The sequence below is a fragment of the Flagellimonas flava genome (assembly GCF_050617915.1).
Classification (GTDB): domain Bacteria; phylum Bacteroidota; class Bacteroidia; order Flavobacteriales; family Flavobacteriaceae; genus Flagellimonas; species Flagellimonas flava_A.
The window spans coordinates 23,439-37,184 of record NZ_JBODQE010000009.1; the positions used below are offsets into that span (position 1 = coordinate 23,439).

Consider the following 13,746-nt stretch of genomic DNA (forward strand, 5'->3'; position numbering starts at 1 on the left):
TTTATGGGTTTTTGGTTATTTCGATAGGGTATTCTACAAGTTTTTCCGTGGATTTATCCCATGGCATCTGGGCCTCAACCTCAACTAGATAATTGGAAAGTAACTGAACCAATTCTTCTTTTTTTGCTTTATTGGCCACGGCCAAGTTTTCTGTTTCACCAATATCTTTTTCAAGATTAAAGAGCTCGATTTTTCTATCAATATGATGATAAATCAATTTCCAAGCACCTTCTCGAACCGCACTATAGGGCGGTTGATCATAAGTGTTGGGAAAATGCCAATAAATTGGACGTTCTGCAGGATAGTTACCATTTCCAGAAAGCAATGGTACTATACTCATCCCATCCACACTTTTTTGGGCTTCCTCTTTTAGACCTGCCATTTCCAAAAAAGTGGGAAAGATATCTTCTATTATAAAATATTGGTCATTTACCGATGCTGCTTTTGTTATTCCTGGCCATTTTACCAGCATGGGCACTCTTACCCCACCTTCGTATGGAGTTAGTTTATGGCCTCTCAGGGGAAGATTCTGGGCAGTTTGTTTTGGAGATCCATTGTCCGACATAAAAACAATGATTGTGTCGTCGGCAACGCCCAATCGTACCAGGTTTGCCCTAATATCACCCAAAGATTTGTCCATTCCCTCAATCATAGCTGCATAGGTAGCATCAAATTCGTTAAGGCCTGCATCAATATATTTTTGGTAGTATCGATTGTCCTTTTCCCAAGGCGCATGTATGGCATAGTGGGACATATAGAGATAAAAAGGCGTTTTCTCCGCTACTGCCTTGTCAATGGCCTTATTGGCCTCTATCGTCAAGGCCTCTGTTAAAAATATGTCCTCCCCATGATACTTCTCCAAGCCGGGAACATCCCAAACACCCATACCTTTTCTCCATTCGGCACTAAAGTTGTATTTCCCTAAGTAACTACCTGGACCACCTGCTGCATGACCTGCAATATTGACATCGAACCCTAGATTCAGTGGATTTTCACCTGGAGTTTCCTTGGCCCCAAAATGAGCCTTGCCAACATGAATGGTTTTGTAGCCTGCAGTCTTCAATAACTGTGGAAGAGTTTGTGCATGGACTGTTTTATTAATTCCAGCTTGGGCACTTAGTCCATTGACATTCCACTCCGGGGCCGCGACCTTGTCATGCTCGGAATCTGTGGATTTATCAGGAAACAAAGTCCAATTGGTCACTCGGTGCCTTGCAGCATTAAGACCTGTCATCAGGCTAACACGTGATGGTGAGCATACAGCCGAAGCATAGGCTTGGGTGAATTTCATCCCCTCATTGGCCAATTGTTCCATGTTTGGAGTATGGTACATTTTGTTCAGTTGGGTCAACTCTGTATGAAATGGGACCGAAGTGTCTTGCCAACCCATGTCATCCACAAAAAAGAATACAATATTGGGTGGTTTTTGTGCATCTTGTTTGGATTGACAAGATGCCAAAAGAAGTAAAACACCTAGGAGAACGAATGAAATTTTTTTAGGAATACCCATAAACTATTTATTGGCGCACCATAGATTTTGGAGATATAAAGTCGACAAAAAACTTCCTTGCCTGACTTAGTCATGGTAATTCCATCAAATTTATCGTTACAGACGCGCCAATTCCACCAAATACTTCACCAAAAGGTGTACTTTATTTGCAGTTCCTATGCAAAAACCCAACTTTTCAGGTCAATTTCTCTCAACAAACAGTTGGCACCCAGTTAGCGCTTCGTGTATTCCAAATCAGTAATCTGCATTGTTGGCACTGGCTTCTTGGGATGCCTTCCAAAGATTCCATTCGCCAACCATCTTTTGTAGTTGGCTGGGGTTGGATTCAGCCAAATTTTCAGTTTCCGATGGGTCTTCCGAAATGTTATACAGCTCAAAGGTATTTCCGCCGTCATTGCTGTATATTTTGAACTCTTCACCGATTAAGACTGCTTGCTTGTTGAACCTGAAGGCCAGGTTCTTTTCCCTAGAATTCACCGTTCCCTTGATCAAGGGCATCAAATCCACTCCATCATAAGGACGATTGTATTTTTTCAAATCTATGTTCAGCACATTGGCAATGGTTGGAAAATAATCTGAAGTAAAACATGGGGATTCCAGTCTTTTACCAGCGGGTATCCTTCCAGGCCATTCAACAATGCCGGGCACCCTAATACCTCCTTCAAGGAGACTTCTTTTTCTTCCCTTGAGTCCGTTGGTCAGTCCCTGTGTCCTCCCCCCTATTTCCCTGCCTTCGGGGCCATTGTCGCTTGTAAAGAACAAGATGGTATTATCGGCCACACCAAGCTCCTTGAGCTTGTTTCTCAATCTACCCACCTGCTCATCCATAGCGGTGAGTGTCCCATAATAATGCTGTTGATCTTCCGATAAATCGGCATACTGCTTCCTGTATGCTTCCCCAGCCAAGACCGGAAGGTGCGGGGTATGGAACCAAATAACGCTCAAAAAGGGTTGTTTCCTATCCACTGCACTTTCAATAAAAGGGACTACCCTATCCATAATCACTCGGGAATCATCACCTTCCAGGTTTTCAGTTTCAACTGCTCCTGGAGCTGTCCAGTACCGTGTATTGAAGGATTTGCCAGTTTCCAGCGCCGCCGAGACATCACCAGCTGTCCTTGGTGGGGTAATCATGGGATCCCATGTGGGCACTTTTGATTCCGTAACAAAGTAGGTGTCAAAGCCATGGTCTGTAGGCGGAGCATAATGTGAATCGTGCTGTGGTCTTCCTCCACGGTTGGCATCAATCGTATCCCGGGTAAGCGTTCCCAAATGCCATTTTCCAAAATGTCCTGTGGTATAACCCACTTCCTTAACCAGCTCTGCAAGGGTAATTTCTTCAGATTTTATATGCCCGCAATTGGCCGTACAGATGCCGTAGCGTAGTGGATGACGTCCAGTCAATACGCTTCCGCGAGTGGGAGAACACACCGCTGAAGCTGCATAAAACCGATTAAACACTACCCCATTAGCTGCCATCTTATCCAAGTTGGGTGTCTTCAAATAGGGATGTCCATTATAGCCAGTATCACCCCATCCCTGATCATCCGTCATGATCAAAATAATATTGGGGTTTTCAGGGGAGTCGGTTCCCTTTCTATTGTTATCTTTTATGTCTCTACAACCAACTATTGCAAATTCAACAATTAGTAGAAGAATAAAAAGTGGTGGTACGTGCTTCAAACTTTATGTATTAAAAGTGGCTTAGGTTGATTGCATAAAGGATTTGCTATTCCTTTTATTTCCTTTATTGATATTCCTTCAAAACTTTCTGGAATTGATGCACCAGCCGCTTAACCTCAGATGGCTGCTCTTCCGCGTTTAGTGGATTTTGCTCACTTGGATCATTCTTTAGATGGTAGAGTTCCCCATTTTCATAGAGTTTCCAGGTTTTATTCTGCACATATCTTTTGGGTTCAAATTTTCCCCAGTTGGGATCATAGTGGCAAAATACCCAGTCTCGTGGAGTATAATCGGCACCTGTTAATTGTGGGTAAAAACTAAGGCCGTCAGATTCGGTTTTATCCAGTTTCTTTTGGGTGGCCGCTTCCATAATACTGGGCAGAAAATCTGTAAAGTCAATTAGGTTTGGGTTTACAGTTCCTTTTTGAATATGTCCCTTCCAATTGGCAATAAAAGGGACATGGGTTCCTGCATCCGTTGTGTATCCCTTTTCCCCTTTTAAGGGTTCATTGTTGATTATCGATGTTACGTCCCTATCTGTTCCATTATCTCCGATAAACAAGATCAAGGTGTTTTCCCTAATACCCAGAGATTCAGTTTCATTGACAATCCGCCCCACCAATTTATCCATATAGCCCACCATTTCGCCAAAATATTTTGGGTCGTTTGTCTTTGACTGGGGGTCAAACCCTCCAAATTCTTGATTGCCTGGTGTTGGAACAAAGGGATCATGGGTAAGTACCATGGGATAATACACAAAAAATGGGTCGTCCTTGTTCTTGCTCATAAAAGCATTGATATAGTCCACGAACACATCTGGTCCAAATCCACCCTTGAATTCCTTAGCGCCCTCTCCTTTAATTGTTAACAGTGGGTCTTTATATCGAAACCCCCTTTGATCCACTTGCCATAGACAGAAATCATCAAAACCAGCATTTTCTGGAAGGGACCCCACTTTGTTCCCCGCCAATGTTTGTTGATGCTCATTGCCCAACAATTGCCATTTTCCGGCAACCAAGGTTTTATAGCCTGCTTCCTGCATATAATGTCCAAAGGTTTTCTCCTTGGGATCCAGTAAGCCGAATCCTATATAGTTTCTGAAATTGTATTTCCCCGTCATCAGTTGTACCCTGGATGGGGTACACAAGGGGGTGGAATAGCAATGTTCAAACCGCATTCCTTCAGCCGCAAGTCGGTCCAAATGGGGAGTTTTGTAACTGTTGCTTCCATATACGCCCAAGGTCTCATAACCCAAATCATCCGCCATAATCAGGATAATGTTGGGGCTTTGGTTTTTGTTTTTATCAGTTCTATCTGATTTACACGACCAAACAAGAACTATCAAGCATATACATAGAAGTTTTTTCATTTTGATTTCACTTTTTTGAATAATCTATACCCAAGTCATTCGTTCTTACCTCCAACAACTTCTGTTTTAATTTTTCCTGAAAGTAGCTTACGTTCTCTTGATATTCGGGAAGAGTAGCCAGATTGGTATACTGCCCTGGGTCTTGGTGCATATCAAATAGCTCTATACCCAAGGAAGCATCCTCTCCATATTGAATGTAGGCCCACTTATCGGTTCGCAATAAAAAAGTCTCCCCGTTTTGGGTCACCGAAAAAGCCATATCACGCACCATATGTTCCGGGGCATCCAAAGTTTTGACCAAACTTTTTCCTTGGATATGTTCCGAATATGAAAGTCCTGCCAATTCTGATACGGTGGGATATAAATCCAACAATTCTACAAAGGAGTTACATACGGCAGGTTCTTTCCCGGGAACTTTTATTATCAATGGGACTTTGGCAGATTCTTCTTTAACACTGACCTTCATCCAAAATTCATGTTCTCCCAGATGAAAACCATGATCAGAAGTGAAAATGACTATAGTGTTGTCCTCCAAGCCCTCATCCTTTAAGGTTTGGAGAACCTTTCCCACCTGCCTGTCCATGTATGCTACGGAGGCGTAATAGGCTGCAATGGCTTTTTGTTTTTGCTCCTGGGTCATTTGGGCATTCTTGCTCGTTACATAGTTAATGCCTTTCTGGGGAATGTCGTCCCAGTCACCCTCAAAGTTGTAGGGCAGCTCAATATCCGCATGGGGATATGGCTTAAAGTCCTCCCGTGGGGCCACGAACGGAACATGGGGTCTTACAAAACCTACAGCCAGAAAAAAAGGTTCGTCCTTGTGCTGTCGAATCAATTCTGAAGCTTTGGCCGCGGTTTTACCATCGGAATGGACCATATCATCCCCGTCCGCTTTAACAATCGTCATTACATTGCCTCCCTTAATGGGTTTGGAACCATCAGGATTTCCTTGAACCAACTCTCCATCGCCCAAGGCAGTCCACTCGGGTCCCTGGCTATTAAATCGCTCGATCCAGGACGCCTCATCGTCCTTTCCATCAAATCCCAATTCAATGTCTATGGGAACCCCCATATGATAAATCTTGCTCACCCGAGCTGTGTAATACCCGTTGTTCCTGAACAATTGGGGCCATGTGACCCTTTCATCCCCAATGTTTTCCCTTCCACTGACATAACCAAAGGTCTGTGTCGCATTGGGGTAGTATCCTGTTAAAAAAGAAGCCCTTGAAGGGCCACAAACCGGATATTGACAATAGGCTCGTGTATATCGGACTCCTTCTGCAGCCAAACCATCTATGTTTGGGGTCTGGGATATCTTGTTCCCATAAGCGGAAACCGCAGTTGTAGTAAGGTCATCAGCTATGATAAAGAGTACGTTTGGTTTCCTTTGCTCCTTCCCATCACTTTGACAAGAGAGGAACAAAATGCTACATAAGATGAGAAACAACTTGGTCTTCATAAAGCTTCCGTCAGTTTGTAAACTTTGTTTCTATTACTTTTTGCCTACATGGTTGACGAGTTTTCCAATGCCATCAATGGTAATGGAAATCTTATCTCCCACTTTTAATGTAAAATCGTCTGGTGGTACCAAACAAGTTCCGGTCATTAGAAAAACACCTTGGGGAAAATCACATTCGCGAAACAAAAAGGACACCAGCTCCCCAAAATCACGTTTTATCTTGGAAATGGCCACATCTTCATTGAACATGGTCTTTCCATCTCTTTCAATGGTGATATAAATTCTTGTTGTAGTTGGAATTGGGCTTTTTGGAACATAAATGCATGGCCCCAAGGCAGCACATTTCTCATAAACCTTGGCCTGAGGGAGGTACAAGGGATTTTCACCCTCTATACTTCTTGAACTCATATCGTTGCCAATGGTATAGCCCTCAATAGACCCCTGGGAGTTTATCAGCAAAGTCAATTCCGGTTCTGGAACGTTCCAGGTGGAATCTTTCCTTATATACACCTCATCGCCAGAGCCCACACATCTCTGGGCCGTAGCCTTAAAAAATAGCTCTGGTCGCTCCGCATCGTACACCATGTCATAAAAAACAGAGCCTCCAGATTCCTTGGCTTCATCCATACGGGCGGTCTTACTTCTTTCATAGGTAACCCCTGCTGCCCAAATTTCCTGATTATCTATAGGAGGATCAAAACGATTTAAGTCCAAAAAGGATCCATCGGTCTCCTTCCAATCCACAATCTCCTTTTTCAAGAATTCATGAAGTCCATCACGATTAATAAATGTTGTCCAATCTACTATTTCTCTTTTCCGATAACTCCCTTCGTTGTCTACAAATGCAGTTGCTCCTATTCGGTAAATTTTCATCGCTTCAAATTATTTCAATCCATTAATCGTTGTTTGAATCCGAACCCAGGTTCAATTCCATATCATAACCCACTGTAAAAGTCTCTCCTTTTAACAAGCCCAACCTGAGGGTCTTATCCCGATATTTTACATAACAGGAATTTCCGCTCTTTGATGTAATGTTGGCCTCCACCAATTTTCCATCTTTCCATATAATATCCACTTCAAAATTTCCACGGGCTTTTAATCCCTTAACGCTTCCCGATTTCCAAGCGTCTGGAAGTGCTGGCAACAGAGTAATTCGGCCATCGTGCGATTGAACCAACATTTCTGCAATCCCCGCGGTTGCTCCCATGTTTCCATCCAGTTGAAATGGTGGGTGCGCGCAGAGCATATTGTTATAGGTTCCACCTCCCTTAAGCATTTCAAAACCTTCATCGGTGGTGGTTCTCAACAACCTACGAATAAGTTTGTGTGCTCTATTTCCTTCTCGCAATCGTGACCAAAAATTGATTTTCCACCCCAAAGACCATCCAGTACCTTGATCACCCCTCGCATTCAGCGATTTCTTTGCCGCTTGGGCCAAATCCGGTGTACCGTCCAAGGTAATCTGTTTTCCTGGGTGCAGCGCAAACAAATGGGATATATGTCTGTGCTTATTTTCAGGGTCGTCCACGTCTTCCTTCCATTCCTGCAATTGCCCCCATCTTCCAATTTGAGGAGGAAACAAACGACTTTTGGAAGCTATCACCTCTTGTTTAAAATCATCTTCTATACCCAATACTTCGCAGGCTTCAATACAGTTGGTGAACAAATCCCAGACGATTTGCAAATCCATGGATGCGCCTTCCGAAATCCCGCCATGCTCAGGGGAATAGGACGGAGCAGAAACCAAATACCCTTGCCCATCATCCATAAGATAATCCAACCAAAATAGGGCGGCTTCCTTCATTATTGGAAAACCTTGATCCTTAAGATACTCCTTATTTTGGGTGAACTCATAATGTTCCCATGCATGCTGACTTAGCCAACCCGCCCCTCCTGGAAAAAATCCCCATGGAAAATCCCAGCCTGGAGCCGTGAATCCGAACGGGTTGTTCATGGTGTTTACAATCCATCCGTCCGCATCAAAAAAACTGGCTGCACTCTTTTGACCCGGCGCTATCAAGCTCTCCATGTAATCCACTAGCGGCTGGTGGCACTCACTTAAGTTAGTAAGTTCAGCTGGCCAGTAAATCATTTGTTCATTGATATTCATATGATAATCCGAAGCCCAAGGAGGCGCGGTCTTATCATTCCATTTTCCCTGCAAATTGGCAGGCATGGTTCCCGGTCTGGAGCTACTGATCAGCAAATACCTACCATATTGAAAGTACAGTGCTTCCAATGAAGGGTCCGCCTGCCCTTTTTCATAAGCTTTCAAACGCTCCTCAGTTGGTAAAGATGCTATCTGGGTGGCCTCCAAGGACAAATCTACCCTCTGGAAAAGTTCGTGGTAATCTGAAAGATGTTCCTCCAACAATTTTTGAAAGGACATCTCTTTGGCTTTCTTCATGGCAGCCAAGTTTTCCGTCTGGTAATCCTTGCCTTTATAAATGGGATAATTATTTAAATAATCTGTACCAGCCACCAATTTCAATGTAAGGGCATTGGATGCTGTAACGTTGATCTTATTCTCATCAAATCCGATTTCGCCTTCTTGGGTTTCCAAATGTAGACGGGCACCAAATGCCATTCCATTGTTCTCCAATACGCCATCCAAAATCAGTTCGCTCCCGCTTGAGGAATAGCTCACTTTTTTATGTGGAGTGGTCAATTCAATGGTGTAATCTTGCCCTTGGGGTGCATCATTTTCCAGTTTAAACACCAATACTTTACTTGGATAATTGGCGAAGTACGTTCTTTTATGATGGATATCCCCATCGGTATAGGTAACCCGTGCAATCGCGTCAGAAATATCCAGTTCTCTTTGATACTCGGAGATATCAGCAGTTTTTTCCACATCAATATAGATATCACCAAAGGCTTGGAAAGCACCAAACCCTTCCCAGAACTCATGATTGTTATTTCTTTTGATTACACCGGTAAGTTCTTTGTTGGCCAAAGCATGGGCCTTCTCCAGTTCACCCTTGGATAAAAGTTTCCGTACTTGCGGCAAATATTTATGGGCATCTTCACGATTTCCCCCATTATACGCTTCCCATTCTCCGGGTCCGCCTACCCAGAGCGATTCTTCATTGAATTGGATACGCTCTCTTTCCACCCCACCAAAAACCATGGCTCCCATGTAACCGTTTCCAATGGGGAGGGCTTCCCGCATCCACGATTTTGCCTCTTGTTTGTACCAGATTTTCAAATTATCGGCTGAACTTTCATCTTGAGGAGCTTGACAAGCGCACAGTACAACAACTGCCATTGCAATCAAGCTTAATTGACGGCCCAATAGGGGCCATTTTAAGTGCTTTAAAGTCACAGGAATCTATGTGTTTGGTAAAAAATCTAAATGTAGTATGGTCAAGCACCACTCTCCACTAGAAAATAAACATAAACCTATACTCTTTTTGCCCTTATGAACTAAAGCAAGGTCGCAAAGTGTTTGTTTTTAACTTAAAGAATTTACTCAGTAAGCAAATGGACATTGACCTCCCCGCGTTTTCTTATTCTTTCCTCGTGGAAAGTTGCCAGCAATACTTAATACTGCGCATCGAAGAAGCAATGAACTCTATTATTTTAGATTGACCTTTAGTAAATAATCGTCCGCAGTAAGGAAAAGTTGTTTTTCATCGGTGCTAAGTGCACAATTCGAAGTTCGTTGCCCAGTATATACCCTTGCCAAGGTTTTTCCTGATGTGTCAAATATCCATAGTCCACCTGGCCCGGTAGCCAATACATATCCCATGCTGTGTACTTTTAATCCATCAGGTGCCCCTTGCTGTCCTTCTTTGCCCATTAAATGGGTGGCGTCATGAAACAACTTTTTGTTTTCCACTACTCCCGGATCCTTTACATCGTATTGGTACCACACGGCGTGCTTGGAATCGGAAACAGCAACATAAAGTTTATCTTGATCTGGGGATAAGCAAATTCCGTTAGGCCTTGTCAACTTATCCAACAACACTAGTTCCCCAGAAGTTTTTAAGCAGTACACCCCTTGAAAATCCAGTTCCTTTTCGGGGTCATCCATACCCCTGGGAAGACCATAAGGTGGATCGGTAAAATAGAAATTGCCCAGCTTGTCAAAATAACCATCGTTGGGGCTATTGAATCGTTTACCTTCATAGTTGTCCACTAAGGGTTCAAACTCAGATTTGGGTTGATTCAATGGAGCAGTCATGCGAGCAACTCTTCGTTCCCCATGCTGCATTAAGACCAACTGTCCATTGCCATCCAAAGTGAGACCATTGGAACCTGGCTCCTTAAAGTCATCCGCTACTTCTCCTAAAAATCCAGAGGGGTGCAGATAGGTGGTCGTATCCTTGGTCTGGGAATCCCATTTAAACACCTTGTTGTTGGGAATATCGGAAAAGAGCAAATATTTTCCCTCGTCAATCCAGAGGGGGCCTTCCGACCATTTGAATCCGCTTGCCAACACCTCAATGGAAGCGGTGGAATCTATAATTTTTAATGCTTCCTCGTCCAAAATTTCAATTGCAAAAGCCTGGGAAATATCTACAGCCTCCTTTGAAATAGGTTCTTGCTTTTCAGGTGTTGCTTTTGGAGTTTCTTTGCACGAGGCCATGCTTAAAACGACAAGGCATCCCGCTATAAGGTTATTTTTGATATTCATAGGTCGGTGGAATTTTACTTTGTACAAGGTACTCGAAAAATACCGATAATTGGAATAAAGCATTCTCTGGGATAGGGAATTTGAAGCTTGCAAAATCAAGGATTCCTTATGTTGCTCTTCTTCCGCAAGGCATAACAATATTCTTCAAATGTGTTCTCCCAAATTTAATTACATTTAAAGCTTGCAAATCCAAATAACTATGTCGGTTAAAAATCTGAATTATCTTTTTTTAGCTTTTCTGTTCGCCATTTCGGCTTGTAAAAGAACGGAACAAAAACCTGCATCCGATAGCAACCAAACCCAACAGCAAACCAGTATGGCCAACAAAATTGACCCTAAAAAATTTGAAAAGGTAGTTGAAGGCGACTCCATTTACATGCATGTCCTTAAAAATAAGTCCGGAATAGAGGCATACTTCACCAACTACGGTCAGCGATTAGTGGCTTTATACGTACCAGACAAGCAGGGCAATTTTGGAGATATTGTATTGGGATGCAACAGTTTGGAGGGCTATTACGAGCCGGGAACTGATTACTTTGGGTCGACCATTGGCCGCTACGGCAACCGTATAGCCAAAGGCAAGTTTACCTTGGATGGAAAAACGTACACCTTGGCCACCAACAATGGCCCTAATCATCTGCATGGAGGAGACAAAGGTTATGACGAGGTTGTTTGGGCGGTAGATCATGCCTCAAATAATGAAATACAGTATTCCAGAACGTCCCCTGATGGCGAAGAAGGGTATCCTGGAAACCTCAAGGTAACTGTGCGTTATGTCTTGACCGATGACAACCAACTTCAAATTTTTTATGAAGCAGATACGGATCAAAAGACCATCGTGAACCTTACCCATCATTCTTTCTTTAATCTAAAAGGTGAAGGGCAAGGAACCATTTTGGACCACATCATAGAAATCAACGCTGACCATTATACACCAGTGGATTCTACCTTAATTCCCCTTGGAACCATTGACCCCGTAGCTGGCACCCCGCTTGATTTCACCACAGCCAAACCCATTGGACAGGATGTGGATGCAGATGTGGAACAACTTAAACACGGAGGTGGATTTGACCATAACTACGTACTCAACCCAGGTCCGAAAAATGAAGACGGACTTACTTTTGCTGCCAAGGTAACCGAACCGGAAACCGGGAGGGTTATGGAGGTTTATACCAACGAACCTGGAATGCAATTTTATAGTGGGAATTTTATGGATGGTACGGTACAAGGAAAAAATGGTGAACCCTATGTTTATCGCGGCGCTATATGTCTGGAAACCCAGCACTATCCAGATTCACCAAACCAGCCCAATTTCCCAAGTACAGTGCTGGAACCAGGACAAACTTATACATCTGCTTGTGTGTATAAGTTTAGTGTAGTGAAGTAGATCTCACCCAAAGTTTCAACAAATCAAATAATTAAAGCGGTAATACCGATTTACCTGCTTTTACATCCCCAATTAACTGCTTAATAGTAGTTTCTTCAAGGTTTTTGATAAAAAAACTGTTGGCATTACCAACAAGGTCATGAAGTGCACAGGGGTTTTCACTGTCGCATTCATGTATACTCAGCATGCATGAACGGAGTCGTTGCTCGCCATCAATTAACTCTACAACTTGGATTAAGGGTATGTCAATATTTTGGTCACTCGCGTAAAATCCCCCTTTTGGCCCCCTTGAGGAGGAAATAATACCATTTTTGGAAAGTTTCTGCATGAGTTTGGCCAAGTAGGATTGAGGCACATTGATTCTGGAATAAATGTCCTTCACCATTAATTTATTATCCTCATTGGTGTGTAAGGCCAAATAAAGCACTGCTTTTAACGCATATTTGGCCGAATTTGAAAGCATGCTCCCTTGTCTTTAGTTCATTATACAAAGTAAAAAAGATGTTTTTATCCGAAATGTGATTTTTATCATATTCTGCGCAAAATTCTGCCCATACATTTGCCCCAAATCCAACAATTGATATCACATGAAAATTATTGTAAAAGGCAGTTCGCTACTACTCTTGACCCTACTGATCGCCTGCGGAGGCAAACAAGAAAAAAAACAAGACGGCTTCCAGGTTGAAAGGCAAAAAACCACACAAAAAATCGAGCAAAAGGTGGAAACGGAAACTACCAAAGCATCGGAAAGAATAGACTTGGAAAGTAAAGGTGTTGGTCCTGTGACCTCGGTAACCCTTAACGATGCCATTGATCAAGCCATGGCTGATGAAGGTAAAGCGGTTTATGATCAAATGTGTCTTGCTTGCCACAGAATAGGCAAAAAGTTCATTGGCCCTGCCCCTGATGGAATTTTAGAAAGAAGATCCCCAGAGTGGGTCATGAACATGATCCTAAATCCTGAGGGCATGGTAAAGGATGACCCACTAGCCAAGGACCTATTTATGGAATTTAACGGATCTCCCATGGCCAATCAAGGGCTGACAGAAGAACAAGCCCGGGCCGTGCTTGAATACTTTAGAACCTTATAAATATTTGTATGAAACTAGCAACCAGCATTAAACTTTTCATTGGTCTGTTCCTAGCCGGGTCCCTCTTGACCGGTTGCAAGAACGAGACCAAAACCCAGAGCCCGTCCACCAATGAGGTGGCGTCACAGCAAGAAAGCAAAAAACAGGGCCAAGCATTCCTAAAGGATGATGAAGCCACACCCAATGTCCTTGACATTGCCATTGGCTCCAAGGACCATTCCACCTTGGTAGCTGCGGTACAGGCAGCCGAGTTGGAAAATGCGTTGGTCAATGCAGGCCCCCTTATGGTCTTTGCACCTACCAACGCCGCTTTTGAAGCTTTACCTGAAGGAACGGTTGAAAATTTGCTCAAACCTGAAAACAAGGCCGCCCTGGCCAACATTTTACAATACCATGTAACCCCAGGAAAATACAGCAAGGATTTCCTAAAGAAATTCAAGAAACTGGGACAAGCCAATAATCAGAGTGTACCCGTGGAAGTCCAAGGGGACGACGTATTTATTGGCGGGGCCAAAATTTTAGCCAGTGTACCTGCCGGTAACGGTATTGTGCATGTAGTGGACAAGGTAATGCTTCCACCAGAAGAATAGAAAATCAACAATTAAAAT

Annotated in this window: 11 protein-coding genes; 3 read left to right on the forward strand and 8 right to left on the reverse strand. The window is 43.2% G+C overall.

All coding sequences use genetic code 11. The annotated features are described in order from the left end of the window. Position 1: 1 nt before the first annotated feature. The 7 genes from ACRHOZ_RS17895 to ACRHOZ_RS17925 form a co-directional block, all read right to left on the reverse strand. Positions 2-1,510: a sulfatase gene (locus tag ACRHOZ_RS17895; RefSeq protein WP_431128558.1), complete on the reverse strand. Its 1,509-nt coding sequence runs from the start codon at positions 1,508-1,510 to the stop codon at positions 2-4. Positions 1,511-1,744: 234 nt separating this feature from the next. Continuing rightward, a complete protein-coding gene (locus tag ACRHOZ_RS17900) occupies positions 1,745-3,193 on the reverse strand; it encodes a sulfatase family protein (RefSeq protein ID WP_431128561.1) in 1,449 nt (482 codons plus the stop codon). 64 nt (positions 3,194-3,257) lie between these two features. After that, on the reverse strand, positions 3,258-4,562 hold the full coding sequence (locus tag ACRHOZ_RS17905; protein ID WP_431128564.1) for a sulfatase-like hydrolase/transferase: 1,305 nt from the start codon (positions 4,560-4,562) through the stop codon (positions 3,258-3,260). A gap of 7 nt (positions 4,563-4,569) precedes the next feature. Continuing rightward, on the reverse strand, positions 4,570-6,021 hold the full coding sequence (locus ACRHOZ_RS17910) for a sulfatase (RefSeq protein WP_431128567.1): 1,452 nt from the start codon (positions 6,019-6,021) through the stop codon (positions 4,570-4,572). A gap of 33 nt (positions 6,022-6,054) precedes the next feature. After that, positions 6,055-6,894, reverse strand: a complete 840-nt coding sequence (locus tag ACRHOZ_RS17915) for a fumarylacetoacetate hydrolase family protein (RefSeq protein WP_431128570.1) — start codon at positions 6,892-6,894, stop codon at positions 6,055-6,057. Between the two features lie 22 nt (positions 6,895-6,916). Further along, the gene (locus tag ACRHOZ_RS17920) at positions 6,917-9,289 is read right to left on the reverse strand and encodes a glycoside hydrolase family 95 protein (protein ID WP_431128573.1); all 2,373 of its coding nucleotides are present in this window, start codon (positions 9,287-9,289) and stop codon (positions 6,917-6,919) included. A gap of 309 nt (positions 9,290-9,598) precedes the next feature. Beyond that, on the reverse strand, positions 9,599-10,660 hold the full coding sequence (locus ACRHOZ_RS17925) for an SMP-30/gluconolactonase/LRE family protein (RefSeq protein WP_431128576.1): 1,062 nt from the start codon (positions 10,658-10,660) through the stop codon (positions 9,599-9,601). Positions 10,661-10,859: 199 nt separating this feature from the next. On the opposite strand from ACRHOZ_RS17925, the gene ACRHOZ_RS17930 reads away from it, so the two are divergent. Next, the gene (locus ACRHOZ_RS17930; protein WP_431128578.1) at positions 10,860-12,047 is read left to right on the forward strand and encodes an aldose epimerase family protein; all 1,188 of its coding nucleotides are present in this window, start codon (positions 10,860-10,862) and stop codon (positions 12,045-12,047) included. 31 nt (positions 12,048-12,078) lie between these two features. Here the strand turns inward: ACRHOZ_RS17930 and ACRHOZ_RS17935 are convergent, their stop codons facing one another. Further along, complete coding sequence (locus ACRHOZ_RS17935) at positions 12,079-12,510, reverse strand: RrF2 family transcriptional regulator (RefSeq protein ID WP_431128581.1); 432 nt, start codon at positions 12,508-12,510, stop codon at positions 12,079-12,081. Between the two features lie 124 nt (positions 12,511-12,634). Here ACRHOZ_RS17935 and ACRHOZ_RS17940 point away from each other — a divergent pair, with 124 nt between their 5' ends. Together ACRHOZ_RS17940 and ACRHOZ_RS17945 are read left to right on the forward strand one after the other, a co-directional pair. Then, a complete protein-coding gene (locus tag ACRHOZ_RS17940) occupies positions 12,635-13,138 on the forward strand; it encodes a c-type cytochrome (RefSeq protein WP_431128584.1) in 504 nt (167 codons plus the stop codon). Positions 13,139-13,146: 8 nt separating this feature from the next. Beyond that, entirely contained in the window at positions 13,147-13,728 is a 582-nt protein-coding gene (locus ACRHOZ_RS17945) for a fasciclin domain-containing protein (protein WP_420399070.1), read from the forward strand. Positions 13,729-13,746 lie beyond the last annotated feature (18 nt).